Annotated in this window: 29 protein-coding genes; 18 read left to right on the top strand and 11 right to left on the bottom strand. The window is 36.5% G+C overall.

Translation table 11 applies throughout. The features are described from left to right. Nucleotides 1–179: 179 nt before the first annotated feature. Entirely contained in the window at nucleotides 180–719 is a 540-nt protein-coding gene (locus AC4CVF_RS09415) for a type 1 glutamine amidotransferase domain-containing protein (RefSeq protein ID WP_419359292.1), read from the top strand. A gap of 46 nt (nucleotides 720–765) precedes the next feature. Here AC4CVF_RS09415 and AC4CVF_RS09410 read toward each other — a convergent pair whose 3' ends face one another. Next, a complete protein-coding gene (locus AC4CVF_RS09410) occupies nucleotides 766–1038 on the bottom strand; it encodes a putative quinol monooxygenase (protein WP_490789273.1) in 273 nt (90 codons plus the stop codon). Nucleotides 1039–1347: 309 nt separating this feature from the next. On the opposite strand from AC4CVF_RS09410, the gene AC4CVF_RS09405 reads away from it, so the two are divergent. Both AC4CVF_RS09405 and AC4CVF_RS09400 read left to right on the top strand, forming a co-directional pair. Further along, nucleotides 1348–2631 carry a tyrosine-type recombinase/integrase gene (locus tag AC4CVF_RS09405; protein ID WP_490789272.1) on the top strand — a complete coding sequence of 428 codons (1284 nt, stop codon included), beginning with the start codon at nucleotides 1348–1350 and terminating at the stop codon, nucleotides 2629–2631. Then, on the top strand, nucleotides 2624–3283 hold the full coding sequence (locus AC4CVF_RS09400) for a hypothetical protein (protein ID WP_490789271.1): 660 nt from the start codon (nucleotides 2624–2626) through the stop codon (nucleotides 3281–3283). The genes AC4CVF_RS09405 and AC4CVF_RS09400 overlap by 8 nt, the downstream gene beginning before the upstream one ends. On the opposite strand, the gene AC4CVF_RS09395 is transcribed toward AC4CVF_RS09400, so the two are convergent. The 10 genes from AC4CVF_RS09395 to AC4CVF_RS09350 form a co-directional block, all read right to left on the bottom strand. Then, the gene (locus tag AC4CVF_RS09395) at nucleotides 3280–3498 is read right to left on the bottom strand and encodes a MerR family transcriptional regulator (RefSeq protein ID WP_234623910.1); all 219 of its coding nucleotides are present in this window, start codon (nucleotides 3496–3498) and stop codon (nucleotides 3280–3282) included. The genes AC4CVF_RS09400 and AC4CVF_RS09395 overlap by 4 nt on opposite strands. 144 nt (nucleotides 3499–3642) lie before the next feature. Further along, a complete protein-coding gene (locus tag AC4CVF_RS09390; RefSeq protein WP_490789270.1) occupies nucleotides 3643–3921 on the bottom strand; it encodes a response regulator in 279 nt (92 codons plus the stop codon). After that, nucleotides 3921–4520: an HNH endonuclease signature motif containing protein gene (locus AC4CVF_RS09385; protein ID WP_490789269.1), complete on the bottom strand. Its 600-nt coding sequence runs from the start codon at nucleotides 4518–4520 to the stop codon at nucleotides 3921–3923. Before AC4CVF_RS09385 ends, AC4CVF_RS09390 begins: the two co-directional genes overlap by 1 nt. A gap of 3 nt (nucleotides 4521–4523) precedes the next feature. Next, nucleotides 4524–4763, bottom strand: coding sequence for a hypothetical protein (locus AC4CVF_RS09380; protein ID WP_034616612.1), 240 nt, complete (start codon nucleotides 4761–4763; stop codon nucleotides 4524–4526). Between the two features lie 134 nt (nucleotides 4764–4897). After that, nucleotides 4898–5977, bottom strand: a complete 1080-nt coding sequence (locus AC4CVF_RS09375; protein WP_490789268.1) for a hypothetical protein — start codon at nucleotides 5975–5977, stop codon at nucleotides 4898–4900. Between the two features lie 12 nt (nucleotides 5978–5989). Next, nucleotides 5990–6709, bottom strand: a complete 720-nt coding sequence (locus AC4CVF_RS09370; protein WP_490789267.1) for an ERF family protein — start codon at nucleotides 6707–6709, stop codon at nucleotides 5990–5992. Nucleotides 6710–6711: 2 nt separating this feature from the next. Then, nucleotides 6712–7014 (bottom strand): hypothetical protein, encoded by a 303-nt coding sequence (locus AC4CVF_RS09365; RefSeq protein ID WP_490789266.1) that lies wholly within the window; start codon nucleotides 7012–7014, stop codon nucleotides 6712–6714. Continuing rightward, nucleotides 7014–7481, bottom strand: a complete 468-nt coding sequence (locus AC4CVF_RS09360; protein ID WP_490789265.1) for a hypothetical protein — start codon at nucleotides 7479–7481, stop codon at nucleotides 7014–7016. Before AC4CVF_RS09360 ends, AC4CVF_RS09365 begins: the two co-directional genes overlap by 1 nt. A gap of 203 nt (nucleotides 7482–7684) precedes the next feature. Continuing rightward, entirely contained in the window at nucleotides 7685–7990 is a 306-nt protein-coding gene (locus AC4CVF_RS09355) for a hypothetical protein (RefSeq protein WP_490789264.1), read from the bottom strand. 94 nt (nucleotides 7991–8084) lie between these two features. Continuing rightward, nucleotides 8085–8843 (bottom strand): XRE family transcriptional regulator, encoded by a 759-nt coding sequence (locus AC4CVF_RS09350; RefSeq protein WP_490789263.1) that lies wholly within the window; start codon nucleotides 8841–8843, stop codon nucleotides 8085–8087. Between the two features lie 104 nt (nucleotides 8844–8947). On the opposite strand from AC4CVF_RS09350, the gene AC4CVF_RS09345 reads away from it, so the two are divergent. The 15 genes from AC4CVF_RS09345 to AC4CVF_RS09275 all read left to right on the top strand — a co-directional run bounded on the left by AC4CVF_RS09345 (nucleotide 8948) and on the right by AC4CVF_RS09275 (nucleotide 17223). Next, nucleotides 8948–9148, top strand: a complete 201-nt coding sequence (locus AC4CVF_RS09345; protein WP_490789262.1) for a Cro/CI family transcriptional regulator — start codon at nucleotides 8948–8950, stop codon at nucleotides 9146–9148. Nucleotides 9149–9164: 16 nt separating this feature from the next. After that, nucleotides 9165–9434 carry a hypothetical protein gene (locus AC4CVF_RS09340; RefSeq protein ID WP_490789261.1) on the top strand — a complete coding sequence of 90 codons (270 nt, stop codon included), beginning with the start codon at nucleotides 9165–9167 and terminating at the stop codon, nucleotides 9432–9434. A gap of 44 nt (nucleotides 9435–9478) precedes the next feature. Beyond that, nucleotides 9479–9820, top strand: a complete 342-nt coding sequence (locus AC4CVF_RS09335) for a hypothetical protein (RefSeq protein ID WP_490789260.1) — start codon at nucleotides 9479–9481, stop codon at nucleotides 9818–9820. Then, on the top strand, nucleotides 9817–10125 hold the full coding sequence (locus AC4CVF_RS09330) for a hypothetical protein (RefSeq protein WP_490789259.1): 309 nt from the start codon (nucleotides 9817–9819) through the stop codon (nucleotides 10123–10125). Before AC4CVF_RS09335 ends, AC4CVF_RS09330 begins: the two co-directional genes overlap by 4 nt. Before the next feature lie 8 nt (nucleotides 10126–10133). Continuing rightward, a complete protein-coding gene (locus AC4CVF_RS09325) occupies nucleotides 10134–10979 on the top strand; it encodes a phosphoadenosine phosphosulfate reductase domain-containing protein (protein WP_490789919.1) in 846 nt (281 codons plus the stop codon). Beyond that, nucleotides 10976–11917 carry a helix-turn-helix domain-containing protein gene (locus AC4CVF_RS09320; RefSeq protein WP_490789258.1) on the top strand — a complete coding sequence of 314 codons (942 nt, stop codon included), beginning with the start codon at nucleotides 10976–10978 and terminating at the stop codon, nucleotides 11915–11917. Before AC4CVF_RS09325 ends, AC4CVF_RS09320 begins: the two co-directional genes overlap by 4 nt. Further along, entirely contained in the window at nucleotides 11918–12328 is a 411-nt protein-coding gene (locus tag AC4CVF_RS09315) for a DUF559 domain-containing protein (protein WP_490789257.1), read from the top strand. It begins immediately after the preceding gene. A 1-nt stretch (nucleotide 12329) separates the two neighbouring features. After that, complete coding sequence (locus tag AC4CVF_RS09310; protein WP_490789256.1) at nucleotides 12330–13019, top strand: hypothetical protein; 690 nt, start codon at nucleotides 12330–12332, stop codon at nucleotides 13017–13019. A 349-nt stretch (nucleotides 13020–13368) separates the two neighbouring features. Continuing rightward, entirely contained in the window at nucleotides 13369–13542 is a 174-nt protein-coding gene (locus AC4CVF_RS09305; RefSeq protein ID WP_490789255.1) for a hypothetical protein, read from the top strand. A 233-nt stretch (nucleotides 13543–13775) separates the two neighbouring features. Continuing rightward, nucleotides 13776–14387: a hypothetical protein gene (locus AC4CVF_RS09300; RefSeq protein ID WP_303577226.1), complete on the top strand. Its 612-nt coding sequence runs from the start codon at nucleotides 13776–13778 to the stop codon at nucleotides 14385–14387. A 17-nt stretch (nucleotides 14388–14404) separates the two neighbouring features. Next, the gene (locus AC4CVF_RS09295; protein WP_303577227.1) at nucleotides 14405–15505 is read left to right on the top strand and encodes an XRE family transcriptional regulator; all 1101 of its coding nucleotides are present in this window, start codon (nucleotides 14405–14407) and stop codon (nucleotides 15503–15505) included. 113 nt (nucleotides 15506–15618) lie between these two features. Next, nucleotides 15619–15846, top strand: a complete 228-nt coding sequence (locus AC4CVF_RS09290) for a YodC family protein (protein ID WP_303577228.1) — start codon at nucleotides 15619–15621, stop codon at nucleotides 15844–15846. Next, nucleotides 15836–16102, top strand: coding sequence for a DUF6953 family protein (locus AC4CVF_RS09285; protein ID WP_303577229.1), 267 nt, complete (start codon nucleotides 15836–15838; stop codon nucleotides 16100–16102). Before AC4CVF_RS09290 ends, AC4CVF_RS09285 begins: the two co-directional genes overlap by 11 nt. Before the next feature lie 43 nt (nucleotides 16103–16145). Next, nucleotides 16146–16622 (top strand): hypothetical protein, encoded by a 477-nt coding sequence (locus AC4CVF_RS09280; protein ID WP_490789254.1) that lies wholly within the window; start codon nucleotides 16146–16148, stop codon nucleotides 16620–16622. Then, nucleotides 16582–17223: a putative metallopeptidase gene (locus AC4CVF_RS09275; protein ID WP_490789253.1), complete on the top strand. Its 642-nt coding sequence runs from the start codon at nucleotides 16582–16584 to the stop codon at nucleotides 17221–17223. The genes AC4CVF_RS09280 and AC4CVF_RS09275 overlap by 41 nt, the downstream gene beginning before the upstream one ends. The last annotated feature ends 2 nt before the right edge of the window (nucleotides 17224–17225 follow it).

Genomic DNA, 17225 nt, shown 5'->3' with positions numbered 1-17225 from the left:
TGATACATAGACTGCTTAATGCGGTTTTCGATTATTTATAGATTAAAAAAAATAAAAAGGATATATAACAAGCCTTAAAACAATATCCTAAAACATTTAACAATAAGAAGCTAAAACTTGTACATGTACAATCGCATTTTTTGTTAGCTTAAAATATACCGTATTGTTGGAGTAAGAAAATGACTAAAAAAGTACTATTCATCACTTCCAATTCTGGCGTTGAGCATGATGAGCTTAAAAAACCTTTGGACTTTTTGACGAGCAAAGGCATAGAAAGCATACACGCTGCAATTGAATTAAACGATGTACGAACCGTTGTTCATGATGATGAAAAATCGGTGTCATATAGTCCGCATGCGATTTTGGAAAAAGTAGATCCAAGTGATTATGATTTGCTGGTTATTCCAGGGGGAACGGTCAATGCCGATCAATTGAGAATTGATAAGAATGCTAAGAAAATCATTCAATCCTTTACTGACCATAAGAAACCGATTGCTGCCATATGTCATGGACCATGGGCTTTAATCAATGCAGAAAGAATTAAAGAGAAAAATTTGACTTCATATAAAAGTATTCGTATCGATCTAGAGAATGCAGGTGCAAACTGGATAGATGAAGAAGTTCATCGTTGTAATACGGGTGGATGGGTACTCATTACATCGCGTAGTCCAGATGATATTCCTGCCTTTAATGAGGCGATATTAAAAGAGTTGGAATAAGTGAATAGAGCAGGCTAAGCAAAGTTTAAACTTTTGAGATAGCCCTTTAATCGAGGGTTATTTCATATAATCTTCGAATATTTTGGGTTTTAATTCCCCACACAGAACCTGATATTCTACGTTGATGTTTTTCAAAACTTTGTCGATTCTCAAAAACTTCATGAACATCCCAAATTAAGGGATTTGGAGTTTGTTTGACCTCAAAAGAAACACAACCTTCTTCTTGTCTGGTTAATTTGATATGTTCTGGAAGAAACTTAATTATAATATTTAATTCTTGTTCAGAAACACAGATCAACTGACCACTTAGCTTAACCATCACATTCTCATTGATAAAATCTAACAAATTGTTTTATGTAGTAGTAAGGTTAGTTTATATATTAAAAAACCACTTAGGATTAATGCACCTAAGTGGTTGTCTTATTTGGTGGGCCCGCCCAGACTTGAACTGGGGACCAACGGATTATGAGTCCTGAATTTTTCGAGTTTACTACTGTTGATCAATGTTGATTAAAATTATATTTTATCTTTAATTTTAATAGCTTACTTGATATCTGTATTTATCAGTGTTGACTGTTATTGATTTAATTTGCTTACATACCGCTTACACAGAGTTCGATGTAAGCAAATGAAGCTAAAATTCACAACAAATAAGGTAGCTAAGCTAGAAAAACCAGAAGAAGGTAAGAATCAAGTTTTTTACTGGGATATTGATACGCCTGGTCTTTCTGTGCGAGTTACCCAAAACGAGAATAGATCTTACATTTTTCAAAGTCGAGTTACAGGCAAAAGTTTACGCATTACTGTGGGTGATGTAAATGTCTGGTCGCTAGATGATGCACGAAAAGAAGCAAGACGCTTACAGCAACTTTGTGATCAAGGCATAGATCCAAGAAGAAACAAGGCTGAAGAAGATCAGAAAAATGAAACTTTTGCTCAAGATAAGCAAAATGAAAAAATAACTTTTGGTGATGTCTTTTTTGAATATGTAAACGCGAATAAGCACCTGTGGTCTGAGAGACATCTTAGAGATCATATTGATCTATCTCACCGTGGTGGTGAAGAGAAAGTACGCGGGAAAGGTTTAACAATACCGGGGGTTTTAGCTTCGATACTTGATGTGCCACTTGTAAAGGTATCATCAGATACATTGATTGCTTGGCAAACAAAGGAAGCAGAGACAAGACCTGGAAGGGCAGCATTAGGATTTAGGATTGCTAGATCTTGTATAAATTGGTGTCAAGAGCATGACATATATATGCATTTGATCGATGCTAAAGTGCATCAAGCCAAACGAGTGCGTCGAGCAGTGCCAGTTTTGAAGCCTGTAAAAAATTCTGTGCAGCGCAATCAATTAAAAGATTGGTTTTTAGCTGTAAATGAAATCCCAAACATAATGCATAAAACTTTTCTACAAATTAGTATCTTATGTGGGCCTCGCTCTGAATCAATGCGTTCTTTGACCTATGCGCAAGTTGATTTTAAATGGAAAACTATAAGCATTTGGGACAAAGTAGAGCAGGAAAATCGTATTATCCCGATGACTCCTTATGTTGAAAAGCTTTTATCACAATTACCAAAACACCCTGAGTCAGATTTTGTCTTTTGGTCTGAGCAATCAGAGTCAGGACATATTACAGATATTCGAAACAGTTATTATGCAGCTCTCGCAGAAAAGGGCCTGCCAAAATTTACTATCCATGATTTGCGTAGATCATTTTCAAATTTAGCAGAGTGGTTAGATATACCAACTGGTGTGGTTGCTCAAATTATGGGGCATAAGCCAAGTGCCACAGCAGAGAAGCATTATAAAGATAGACCAGTCGATCTTTTGAGAATGCATCATACAAAAATAGAAAATTGGATTCTAGAAGAAGCTAAGATATATAACACGAGAGACAAAAATGCCTGACTTATTTCCATCATTTTCATTATTTGAGTATTTAACTTTATTTTTAACGATTATGTCTTGTTTAGCAGGTATATTTGCTGCTTTATATACGTATTTATCTTATTTTTTATCAACAAATTCTAAAAAAGATACAGGAAAGAAATATTTAGAAATTGAAGAATATTATAGAAAATTTATAAATATCCCAACAAGCATAAAAACGAACGAATTACTTAAAAAAACTGCAATGTTATCTTTTAACGATGGGGTAGATCTACCACTAGAAATTACTGATAGTTTGACAACAAAATATGCGTCTGAATACTTTTATTTAGTTTCAAAACTAAAAAGGACTTCAAGGTATTTTGAGGTAAATGATAATGTTATAAGTTGTAAATATACAGAAAATGGATTAATTAAAAAGGGAGCTTTTTGGGGTGTTCTGTATATGATCTTTGGGTGTATTGCAGTTTATCTTATACAAACTTACAGCTGGTACCTAGAGACATTTTCAACAGGAAAAAGTGATTTAAATTTTATAAGTTCATACATATTAATCACCGTAATTTTCTCGTTAGCATCAATTACATCTTTAGTTTCAATTTTTCATATAATCAATGTGGGTGAGGTTTCGAAAATAATTAATAAAATAAATATAAAAAAGGGGCTTTAAGCCCCTACCAAATTTCGAATATCTGTCAATCGCCACTTAGCGCCATTTCCTGTCATTACAGGTTTTAAATCACCTTTACCTTGGCTTGCCCAGACTCTAAGAGTGTTTGGCTTATAACCAAGTATAGTTGCTGCATCCGTGGTGCTTACAAGACTAGCGCCTGAATTAATGAGTTGGGCTAATTTTTCTTCAGGCTTTAGTTTAATTGCTCCCATACTATTCTCCTCAACTATCCGTTCTTTTGGCTTGTGCAAATGCCTGTGATTCATTATGTCTTTTTAATTCTGCAGCTGAATTCATCTCACCAACTCCACATTTCAAATTTAATAATTACTAAACTGTTCGTATAAATCATGATTTCAAGCAACAAGAGAAATATTTCCATTAGGATTTACCTCTGCTGTTATGTAATCGGGTGAAGCTAAATGCTCCTCGAATTCCTTACCTAATTCGAAAGCAGCAGTGTTCCCATTTAGGGCATCTGTTACCAATACATAGTGATGTTTCTTTTTGATTCCACGATCGCTAGTGCGCGCCGTGAAACCTTTAAATTTGAGATTTTTAACTTCATAGCCAAGCATTTCCAACCAAATTTTGAAAGCAAGTAGGTTTTTCGTCTTCACTACTGTTTGATTCATCAGTCCACCTGCTTATGTAATTGATGTTTCAAGTTTTTGATCTTAGCCAGTAATAGGCAGGATTCATTGCTATCTGGTGTAGCCAATTCATGATAGCTTTGACTATATCTAACCATTTCGGCTTTGCTCATTAGAATCAAATTTTCAATTCGACAATCTGTTTTATCCTGGTTCTTAAAGGCCACAACATAGCCTTCAGGAATAAGGCCTTTTTCCTTTTCCCAAACTATTCTATGTTTTAATTCAAACACGCTTGGCTCAGATGTTTTAACCAGGACATAACCATCTTTAGAGCAAATTCTTTCATAGCCGATGGGCTTAGCATTCCAAGTTGGCCGACCTTTTTTAAAACTGGTTTTGTTTGCACTGGTTAGGCCCTTGGTACCGGTATTCCAAGGTTTAGACCCTTTTTCAAAACAACCGGTTCTACCAGTACTCCATTTTTTTCTCTTACAAAGGGATTTTATTTGATCAACAGTAAAAGATGTACCGAATAGAGCATTAGTCTTTTCAGTTAACTCTTTTCGCCCCAAGATGCAATTTGATTTAATAAAATCCAATTGAGCTTGGGTATATTTAATAGCAGTACCTTTTGACATAAATCACCCAATCAGATTTTGAGGAACTTCAATTGGATCGACATTTTTCAATCCCTTATGTTCAGCAACAAGCTTGGCAGCACTTAAGCGCATATTGTTATTCTCAATAACCTGTTTACTGATTTTTTCAACTGCACCGGCTTTTTGGATTTCCGCTTGAAGCTCATCACCTTTAAGATCTGGATTGCTTAAACGATCAAGTTGTGCAAATAAAATAGAATTTAAATCTATAGGTGTATTCATATTTTTATCTCCAGACTGCTTCTTTAAATTTAGCGTCCGCAATTAAACTGTCTATTTCCGAAAATGAAACATTGTTGAATATGTGGGTCATTCGGTTGCCAAATACGGTTAAGTTTCTAGTGATGGAAGAATATTTAAATTTCATTTTCCACCACCTTGGAAACTGAGTTTTCAAGCTCAAATCGACGTTTACGAACCAGTCCCATTAATTTCGGTTGAATGTCTGGATGACGGCCTGCAACATCAATTTCCAAAATATCCAAGGCTGTTAAATCAGATGCATTTTGGATCTTAACAGCAAGTGACGGAGGTTGTTCAGGAGGCGGAGCAGCCACACCTAATTCACTCAAACGTTTATTAATTGCATCCATCAATGGCTTACGCTGTTCTTCAGACCATGATTTTGTATAAACAATAAGAGCATTTGCCTCTGTAGGTGTTTTAGCTTCTAGGGCACGATTGACTAAGTCATTGAGTAAAATTTTATATTGGGCGGATTCTCTTAATGTTGAAGCGGGTTCTTTTAAGCTAAGGTCAAACTCAGTAAGTTTGCATTGTTTAGCCTTACTGATTTCATTTAATTGTTCTTCACTAAAACTTTGAGAATCAACATCCCTCAAAGTAATTTCAATCTCTTGTTCAGATTCACAAGAGTTAATTCCGTCTATATAAATTTGATGGTCTAGGCTGGTTAGTTTTGACGCATATAGTTTCTCTGAATTTATTTCAATTTCTGAAATGTCTTCAATTTTTGTGGCCTCTTTTACTTTACGTGGAGTACGAGTTTTTTTAGGCTTTTCACTGAAACCGTCTTTAATTTCAATTTCAGTAATCATATTGCCAAATGTTTTACCAAATGCCTGAAGCTGCAGTTGTGCATTTTCAGCATCTAATTGAGCAAATCCATTTGCCACACTCAAACATATATCTCCATGTTCTGGATCGTATTTAGTACGCAAGATACATGTTGGCATCACAATAAAAATTTCTTGGCCATTCTCCAGATCGTGTGGTTCTACTGGCTTAGTAAATTGAATATCTGCCAAAGTTAACGATTCTCGTTTGATACAGAACTCATAACCAGGTAAAGCAAAGATCGTAGCAGGGAATTGATTTAAGTCATCAAAGTCCATCAATTCGCCAACAGCGCGGCACATAATATTTTTACCAGCCATGAGTGCTGAAAATGCTTCGTTACTATTTAATAAATTCATTTTTTATTTACCTCAGTGCTGCATTTGATTTTGTTGTTGAACTTGGTTTATCGGTGGCGCTTCATTCCATCCCATTTGATCTGCTCGAGCACGGCAGGCTTTTGATATACCTGACTCGTATTGAGTGCCTTTGAATGTGTTAATTGCTTTATCGAGTGTTTGAGGATTTTTAGCATCTTTTATAGCTAAAAGTGCATCGTTATAACGCTGAGCCAATGGCTTTTGTTGCTGGCCACTAGCTTGATTATTTTGATTGCGATTCGGTTGTTGAGCCTGCCTTGTGTTTTGCTGGTTGTTGTTGCGTGTAGCACCCTGATTAACTTGGTTGTGATATTCATCTGAGTCATAGTCTTTGGTGTCATCAATTAAGAACAAGCCATTTAGCGCGTATTTACGGGCATATGAGCTGGATGCGCCAAATGTCTGAGCCACATCCATACCTTTCTTGCTAATCTCCACACCAGCATGGGCTTTTACCGTAGTTTCTTTGCCGTTTGCATCTGTAAAAATTACTTTTGCTGTAACAACGACTACACCACCGACTTCTTGAACCTCATCTGTGATTACCAGGGAAGCATCATATTTCTGAAGAAGCGGTTTAACTGCTTCCAGAATATCCTCACAGTTTCGATAGTTGTAATTACCGAAAGTGTTCTTTTTACTTTTAGGTGCTTTCAATTCAAGTTGAATTTGTTGAAGAACATTTGAAACTTGGTTATTAGAATTTGTCATAATTATGCTCCAGTCCATCCCATACGCTTTTTATATGCGCGACGTTCGTAAGAGGGAATATTTGAATTTTGAAGCCCAATAGCCAATGCTTTGCGCTTCTGAAACTTGCGCTCAAGTTCAAAATTAAGGCTAATCCAAGGTTTCTCTAAGTGCTCTGCAAATTCGATAAGAAACAAATATCCTGATTTGCTAACTCGGTAAATTTCTCCATTTTTCTGAATATATTCAGATGAATAAATACGCATGCGAAATTCGCCGTTTTCATCACTAATGAATTCTGATTTTTTTGTAGTTGGTGTATTCATTAGATTGCCTCCACTAATTTATTACGTTCTATATATCCGACAATAATTTGATTAATCATTCGGTGATCGTTGTAATCAGTGAAGTCATTCCAGTCTTTACCGTTAACATCTGTGATTTTCTCAACAGCCAAATTGGTAATATCTATTGCAGTAAATTCAGATCCAGGTACGCCGTAACTATCAGGATGGGATTCAAAATCAAAACTGACTAAAACTAGGAAGCTATCAAGTTTGATAACTGCTTTCCCAGAAGACTCAGAGGTAAGCTTTAGAGCACTAACGCTATAAATTGATGGCGTTACATTAGGAGTAGAGATAGGTGGCTTGTACTCAGTAGCTTTTTGATCATATGTAAGACCAATAGCACCAACTGTAACTAAACCACTGATTGCAGCGACTTTGAAAAATCCCATAGGCTGTACACGATGTGTAACTATGGGATTGATTGAATTTGGTTTTGTGTTCATAATTCACCTGTTGTTTGGAAAAGCGCATTAGATTTGACGGTCGGTGCGCTTTTTTTTATTTAGTAAAGTAAGCATACTTAACATGTAAAATAAAGTAAAGTGCAATTAACAATTATATTGTAAAGTATGTTTAATTTTATTTTTTAGTGGACAAAAGAAAACCCACACAGGGTGGGTTAGTAGTTTTTAATGCTGAAAGTAAGTTAATGTGTGTCAGAGTATTTTTCTAAAAACTCATCTATCCATCCTTGTGCCACATCAATATTGGTTATATCAATTAACTTTAAGTTAGTTTCTTCTGCTTCATTAAAGCCTTCTATGATGGCTTCAAAGATATTTGCTTCAGTAATAACCTCATGTGCAATTTCAGCAGGATCATAGCTTTGCTTAGCTTTTTTGAGTGAAGCTATTTGTTTATCAATTCCTACACCAATCTTTGCTAAGGCCAATTTGAATTCCTGGCGATTTATTGTTAGGGCTGTTTTAGACTTGTTTAGTGTTGCGATCATAATATTCTCTTTTCTTAAAAATTTTAATTACTTATCTCACAATAACTGGCGACTTATAATCATTTCACTTTTAGTTAATTTCACACACGACCAATCAGATTTCACCATCATACGTATGGGAAACATACTTCCCAATAACACTAATATGCTCTAGTTGATCTGGTTCAACGATCTCACGTTGATATTGCGGGTTATCGCTATCAATAATTAGTGCACCATCAAATCGACGAGAAAGTCTTTTAATCTTTAATTCATTTCCATATCGAATTGCATAAACTTTTCCAGATTGAATTTGCTCCAGTGTATTGATAGATTTATCGAGCATCACAACACTACCACTGGGTATTCTTGGCTCCATGCTGTCACCGTCTGTATCGACAGTTATTAAGTTTTTAGGGGATACTTTTTTCTTGTGTACCCAACTTAATAAATGGGCAGACCCCATATCCCTTTGACTTGGCTCATAAGCAGCCAAATGACCATTACCTGCTGAAAATTTCACTTCAACATGGGGAATAATTACATAAACATTTGGATCTAAATCATCGGGGGACTCCCAAGCAATAACAGGTACACCTTCATCCTGCAGTGTATTTTCGGAACTAGAACTTTCAACATCCTCTAACATTTTTGAGCTCAATCCATTTAACCATCTATGGTTTACACCCAAAAATTTAGCCGCTTTCTCAGCATTATCTTGTCCAAGTGTTTGGACATTCTTGTCAATCCATTCAGAAACAGCTGGTCTGCTCACACCACAATAATCCGCTAGATGGGCCTTAACGAATCTTTTACCTTTAGATTCTTCATAGTGCTTTATAGCTAAAGCAAATCTTTCCTGAAGGGTGCTCATAGTAACTCTACCTTACAAAGTAAAGCTAGCTTAACTTTTCTATAATTAAGTGTGCTTGATAATTTAAATAAAGTATGGTTAACTTTGCTTAACATTTTATTGTTATGGTCCTCAGTATGGAAGTTATCATAAAAACAACCGATGCAATTGCTGCATATACAGACGCAGCAAGTCTCGCTCGATGTCTTGGTGTTTCTAGAGCTGCAATAAGTCAATGGGGGGAGAATGTCCCTGAAATTTCTGCTCGAGGTCTTTTGATTCTCAAGCCAGACATTCCCCATGTAATAAATAAACCAATCGCTTAGATCCTTAGGAACAATCATGACCCGCAGAAATAGCACAAAGAAAACTGTATGTATGCCTGCGCATTTATCAGAAAAAGTTGCTGAGCATATTGCTAGAGAGGCATATGACCGAGGTTGGTCAAATAGCCAGTATTTAAGATGGTTAGCCATTTTAGATATGAAGCGTTGTGAAGACGACAAGGATCTTATGTCAAAGGTATCTGGAATCCCTAGAGAACGCTTTGATTTATTTGAACAAGATAAACATTCCGTACGGAAAGAACATCCAGACATTAAAAAAGCCTGATGTACTAGATCAGGCTTTTAATTCAAAACTACAAGGAATTGAATATGAAACCAAATATACCAAAACATCCATGCGCTAACAAGTGCACAGAATTTAAAGGCGAGCAGTGTAAGACTTGCTTGGTACAGGAATTACCGAGTAACAAAAGTTTTGATGTGGATTTTTTACCAGGTGATGTGGTTGTGCTTACTGCTGCCGGAACAAAAAATGAACTGCTAGAGATTATTAAGCATAAATATTCTAATGATTTGTATAGGGTTAAGGTTTTATCTTCTGGTGCATGTGGACCAATTTATAAAGATGAAATTCGCCCAGCGACAACAGCAGAAATCCAAGCCAACCGCCGTTTAACTGAAGCTGAACAAGCGATTGCGGAGGTTTCATGACTACAAATCAACACTTCCAAAAGTCACCTGAGCATAAACAGATCCAATGGACGCAATCATGGTTTGAGCCTGCTTTGAATTCGCTTGAAGGCATTTTAAATATCCGCCGTTCGAATTTGCGCAAGATTAAGCGTGATGAATCTAATGCTGCAGTAACACGGGATGAGTTCATAGAAGTATTAACGATGGAACACCGCATTACTATTTATCAAGCCGGTGAAATTATATCGAGTTTATTGCGAGCAGGTAAAATCCTAATGTTTGGTCGTTTTATTAAAACAAACGACGATGGGGGTGATAAGTGATACCACCCATGATCATTGATGATATTTGGTTAAATCCTGCTTTATTTGTTATTAACCATAGTGGTGGCAAAGATAGTCAGGCCATGATGATTAAACTACTGGAGTTTGTTCCTGCTGAGCAGATTCTAGTGGTTCATGCCAGTTTGGGTTTTATGGAGTGGCCTGGTGCTTTGGAGGTTGCCAGAGATCAAGCTGCTGCAGCTGGCGTACCATTTATTTTGGCTAAGGCTAATAAATCATTTCTTGAGATGGTCCTCAAGCGTTATGCAGAACGTCCAGAGGTTCCATCATTTCCATCACCTAAATATCGCCAATGTACCAGTGATTTAAAACGAGATCCAATCAAGCGAGAAGTGCGCCGTTATGCCAAAGAAAATGGATTTACACGCATAGTTAATTGCATGGGGTTACGTGCCGAAGAATCAAATAACAGAGCAAGGCAGGAAATATACAAGCCCACACCAGAGAATGGTAAAGCTGGACGTGCCTGGTTTAATTATTTGCCAATCCATGAATTAAAAATCAATGAGGTTTTCGGAACGATTCAAGATGCTGGCCAACAACCTCATTGGGCTTACCAAGAAAATGATCGCTTGAGTTGTATTGCCTGCATCATGGCCAGCGTGGAAGATCTTATGCATGGAGCACGAAAGAATCCAAAAGTTTACGCATTAATGTGCCTGGTTGAAAAAATAACTAAATATTCACTTCATGCCAGTATGCGGCCCTTGCCAAATTTAACTGGCATTAATCCTGACTATTCACTCTTACATGAATACCAGGATCTCGTTTCAAAATTTTGTAATACGCGCTCGAGCAGAAAACGTATTCTTTTGCTGGAGGTTTTAGCATGAGTTTAGATGCAACAAATTGGGCTTGGCGAGCCGAGTTATGCGAAAAAAAGGGCGGTTGTCGAATTCCATATAAGCGCCTTGTTTTGTTGTCTCTAGCAGATCGTGCTGGAGAAGATCATTGTGCATATCCAAGCATGAAAAGGCTTGAAAAAGACACTGGGATTGAGCGTAAAACTGTACTTAAAATAATCGCTGAGCTGATTGATGATGGTTTTATTTTAGATACTGGCGAGCGTAAAGGCGTCACAAAACAAGTTAAAGTTTATAAATTAAGAGGAATAAATGGACGCGAAACAGTTCCGATAGTGGGACAGTTAAATGATGAAAATCCAGCTAAAACAGTCCCAATAACGGAACAGTCCCAAAAACGGAACAGTTCCAATAATGGGACCTGTAACAGTCCCAATAACGGGATGCCTAACAGTCCCAATAACGGGACACAGAATCTCCCAATAGAATCTCCCATTGAATCTATAAATAAAAAAGATTGGCTTTGTTTGAAAAAACTTCGTTCTGAATTAGATCAAGCTGATCCCACGGTAGTACCAAAATCGATTATCGAAGCAAGTTGGTTTGAACGTGAGAAAAAAGCATTCGAGCTTTTCAATGCTGGAAATAATCTTTGTGATGATCTCTTGATTTACCACTTCGCTGACACACTTTTGAAAAACCGTCACAAATACGATAAAGCGCAAAATGGAAAATCAATCGGTGAATCTGATTTAGTATTTTTCTCATCACCTCAACAGATTTACTTGTTTGCCAACAAACTCGCTCAACTGCCAGACGTCATCGATAAATTCAGTATGCCTGGTGAATCCTTTGAAAAGCTAGCAAGCCGTATTGCTGCAAAACTCTCAGATCCAAATGAACTCCAAAACTGGAAATCACATCTCCAGGCAGTTGGATTTAAATCCAAAAGCAGAGGTGCTGCGTAAGTGGAAAGCATCTCAATTGCTGAATATCAAAAACTTTACAGTGTTAGAACTAAGAAGAAATCTAACTCGAAGCGCAGTACTCGAGTTAAAACTCATCAAGGTGAAAGTATCGGTGAATCATTGTTGGCCAACCAGTTACGAGTTTTAAAAATCAGCTTTGAACAAGAATATAAATTCCATCCTAAACGAAAATGGCGAGCCGATTTTCATATTGTAGGCAAGAAGATATTGGTTGAGGTCGAAGGCGGTGTTTGGAGCGGTGGACGTCATACAAGGGGTAAGGGTTATATCGGTGATATGGAGAAATATAACGCTGCAGTTGTTTTAGGGTTTCAAGTTTTACGGTTTAGTACAGAGCAAGTGAAATCAGGTTTAGCGGTTCAACAGATTGAGATGATGGTAGGGGAGTGACATGGTAGCTACAGCAAGTTTTGAAAAACATAGAGATATGACAATTACCCACGATTTACGCCGTTTGCTATTCAAGCCTAGTTCTTCACGAGTAAATTTTACACTTCTTGATTTAGCACAAAAAACAATGGATGGGATTAAAGATGGGGTAGGCGGCCCTTCAAACTGTGGAAGTAAAGTAAATAGTGCGGCTTTAATGATGCAAGATATGGCTACAGAAGAATATGCAATGTTATGGGCTTTAGTTCGTTCAATTAATCCAATGGATAGACATTTCGCTTTATTGCATAACTTGCTTACCAGTGAGATCCGTTTAAAGTTTCAAGCTGATGGATTTAAGACAAAACAAATAACAACTAAGGAAGCAGCAAAAGGGGTAGCACGATCAGCCTTGATTCAATTTTTATTTAAGCGTGGATTGTGCACCAAATGTAATGGCAAAGGTTTTATCTTTTCTAAAGTGGATCGTAAGCACATTGATTGTAGTAAGTGTGAGGGTAAAAAAGAGAATGCGTATAACCAATCTGAAAGACATAGAATTTCAGGCATGAGTATTGATCGTAAAGCTTATTTGAAAACATACGATAAATATGAAAAATTAGCTTTAATTATTCTTGGTGATTGGAGAATCGATTTAGATGCTCATTTACGAGGTCATTTCTTTAAAGTCGCAGAAGAATACGATTTATGATTGCATAGTCCCAAAAATAGGGGTATATTTTCCCATACTGGTCGTATTACGGTTCATCCGAGACCAAGACGGTTTTGATTTCCATACCCATCTATTCCAATACGTGGGTATTTTTTTGTCTGATATTTTATTAAATTCTTGCAGTATGAGTGGTTCACTGTAGAATTATTTAAAATCTTATTGGAATTTGAATATGTTGGAATTTATTAAAAACTTAAATAATATAAATACTTATCTGGTTATTGCGTTATTTTTATTGGCGATGGTTATATCTTTTTATTTTATCTAACTTTCTTTTAAAACCCTTAAACAATAAGTGCTACACTCCCACCGATAAATAGGAAAACACATGAATATTTGCATCGGTGGTGATCTTAGCGGTCAAGTTGTAGAGAAAAGTCCAAATGATTACTTTCAACAGTCAATCGTAATCGGCTACAAGACTTATAAGTTTTGGTTTTCAGATAAAGTAAGTTTTCATGATGCGTTTGTCGAAGCTGAGAAGCTAGCTAGGCAGGGATGAAATAAAGGGCGCTTAGGCGTCATTTTATTACCTAGTCTTTGGTCACGGTTTTACAATCACTATATTATCTATGATTTAAAAGGTTAATTCACTTTAAAGTACAGTAGAATCTTGGTTAAAGAAGCTTTGGTTGACAAATCTTTAAATTAGCAATAAAAATTAGTTGACAGAAATTAAAATTAGCAATAAATTGGATTTAACCCAACATTTCACTATTTATTGCGGATTTTATTATGGAATGGCGTCATCCCTCTTGTTTTGAACCACAATTAACTGATGAGGTTATAAGCTTCTTCGCCAAATATATGTTAGATATTTATCGTGAAATAAATTATTTATTGAGTGAAAAATATGATTCAAATTATGGACGTGGAACAAGTATCTTCGACAGGACCTATAATTGCTTTTTGGATATGATCGTAAATAAACAATGCCCAGTAGATGTTCATTTGGTTAATGGTTCATATAAACTAATATTCCAGATTGGCAATGCTACTATAAGGTTTGTAAAAGATGATTTTGAGAAGCCGAAAAAGAAAAAATTCCTTATTCAACAATTGCAAAGCTTGAGTTTATTCCCTTTAGATGATCTTCAGCCTCATTTTTGGCGGTTTATATTAAATGAGCCAAAAACATTAGATGATGAACCTTTAGTTGTATTTGCAGGTTATAACTTAGCAAATGAAGTAGTTGCTTATTGGGATTCTAGTAGTATTACTGATATCAACCATATTCATTTAGTTGAACCTGAAACTCCAAATTCTGTGGAACTAGGTTCACCATTGGTAGAAGATCCAGAAATGGATAAAGATGATGACGATGATTCTGAAGCTGTAAACAACTAATTGTAAGATGACTAGCCATGACAACTGAGTTTAATGGCTTGGAACTAAAGCTTCTAAGACAATTCAATGAATTAACTTTAGATGACTTAGGTAACAAGCTGGATTATACACGTCAATATCTTCATAAAGTTGAAACTGGGCAAACCATACCCAACGATCAATTTGTTGAAAAAGTGGCAAATTATTTTAATGTGCCACATTCTTTTTTTATGCAGATAAAGTCTGTTTTACAGGAAGATCAAATTCATTTTAGAAGTAATCGTACTGCCAAAGTTTCTTTTAAACAGATTGTTATTGCTAGAGGTGAGTACACAAAACGGCTGACTGAGTATCTGGACTCAAAATTAAGATTACCAAAGTATGATATTTATAGTTCAGAAAATGAGCTGATTACTCAAGATCCTGCAATTGAGTCTATTGCTGAGCAATGTCGTGGGAAATGGGGTTTAGGTTTGGGACCAATTAGTAGCATGGTTCGTCTATGCGAAACGCATGGTATTATTGTGACTACTTTTCCTTCAGTATCTAAGGAAGTGGATGCATTATCCTTAGCAACAAAACGTCCAGTATTTGTACGAAATGAAGCCAAGGAGAGTATATGTCGTCAGCGTTTTGATTTGGCGCACGAGCTTGGTCATTTAGTACTTCATGATGGTATTGTAACTGGTGATAGACTGACTGAATCTCAAGCTAATCATTTTGCTTCTGCCTTATTGATTCCTCAAGTTATGATGCGGACACATTTTTCAACTTGGTATAAAAATGGACGATTTAACTGGTCTAAGTTGAGTGAATTTAAGCAAACATGGAAAGTCAGCAAAGCGGCTATTTTATATAGAGCTAAGCAATTAGGCTTATTGACTCCTGAACAATATACAAGTGGAGTGATTTACCTAAAAAAAACTGGTGAGGGTATTAATGAAAAAGAGGATCATCTGATTCCAAAGGAGAAGCCAGAGCTACTTCAAGCTTGCTTTAATATGCTCGCAAAAAAGAAAATTTTCGCTGAGGATGTTGCTGCGGCTTTGGATGTAAATGTTAGTTTTCTAGAAAACTTAGTTGGTATGAATATTCCACGAAAACCAAGAATATTAACAATTGTAGAAGAAACCACCTGAGGGTGGTTTTTTTAATTAATTAACTTTTGTCGATCTTTGAAAATTAGGGCACTTGAATATTTTTCATTCATCCCAAAATATTAATTTCATTACTATTACTTTAGGAAAATAATATGAGTGAAGGATTAGTGCCAAAATATCAGATAGGTGATATTGTTAAATTGAGTGCTGGTGGTCCTGAAATGGCTATAAAAGAAACACATCCAGGGTATCCAAGTAGTAATAGGTTTTTTGGAACATACAGATGCCAGTGGTTTGCAGGTAAAAAATTAGATAGTGGCGAATTTCCTGAGGATAGCCTGATTTTGATTCGTAAGAAAGGTGAAGAAAGTGCAACTTAGCGATATTATTAATTGGATGCTTACAAATCTAGAAAAAGATAGTTGTTTATATCAAGATGATGTAGTGGATTATCTTGTTAAAAATAATCAAATGGATTTTCTAAAAGAAAATGCTGATGGTAATTTAGTACTGAAATTAAACGTTAATAGTGGATTCAAGAAAAAGACTGAAGAAAATGTTGTCTGGGTTAAACCTGACCGCTACTGGCGTTTTAGAGTACTTGAAGATGAACCTGGGCGTGAAGCTAGGGGTTGAAATTAAAGCTGCCATATGGTGGCTTTTTTAATGGGTGCTATTTATGGAAATTAACCAATACACCAACTTAACTAGAAAGCAGCCAATTAAATCAAAACCAAGAACAAGACCACTACCTAAGGCAAAAGAAGCATACTTAGAGGCTTTTAAAGACTTTGAGCAATCACTGAATGTATTCAAAATCAAGTATGAGAAACTATTCCAATTTGAATCAACAAAACATTGGCGTTTTGATTTTCATCTTATTGAACACAGAATTTTAGTTGAAATATCTGGGGGACCATGGTCGGGTGGTCGCAAAGGTAAGCTGAAAGATAAAGCTTGGAGTATGGATCGTTACGATGTTGCTGCCGAAATGGGTTACACCGTTGTTAGAATAGAGTCAGCGCCAAGATATAAAATTCAGGAAGATGGGCCACTACAGGTTGAAACTAATTTTACTAGTCAGTGGCTAAAGAATTTGAAGAGGCAAATTTTCAATGGAACAGATCAGACCATTTCCACCGACAGAACTGATTGATCAAGCTGAGGAAGAAGAGGCGATTCGCTTGGCACCTGCAGCAGATCTAAAAGAATGGGTGGTAACCAACTTTCTTACACTTGGCGGTGCACTTCATAATCCCGACCATGACCACATAGCAGAGCTATTACACGACGATGAAACTTTTTTAGCTTTCGCATGGGCATCATCTGCCGCCGTTGCTAAAAAGAGAATGGTATTAGGTCAATGTGAAAAGGTGATGTTTAACCAGGGCGGTTGGCGTAAAGCGCGACAAGAACAACAAATGCGCGACTGGTTTGGATTTGTACCTATATATCTCATTACGGTAGATGCAAGCTTTTGTGAAAGTGCAAACGACCGAGAATTTTGTGCTTTGATTGAGCATGAGCTTTACCATATCGGTGTAGAACGTGATGATGATGGAGAAATCCTTTACAGCGATCATACAGGCTTACCTAAGCATTATTTAGCTGGCCATGATGTAGAAGAATTTATAGGCGTTGTCAAACGCTGGGGTGCAAGCGAGAATGTCAAGCGAATGATTGAGGTCGCTCAAAACCCGCCGTTTGTATCAGATTTAAATATTTCCAAGTGCTGCGGAACATGTCTAATTAATTGAGC

The sequence above is a fragment of the Acinetobacter sp. LipI_19 genome (assembly GCF_058242925.1).
This window is presented reverse-complemented; position numbering and strand designations above follow the sequence as displayed.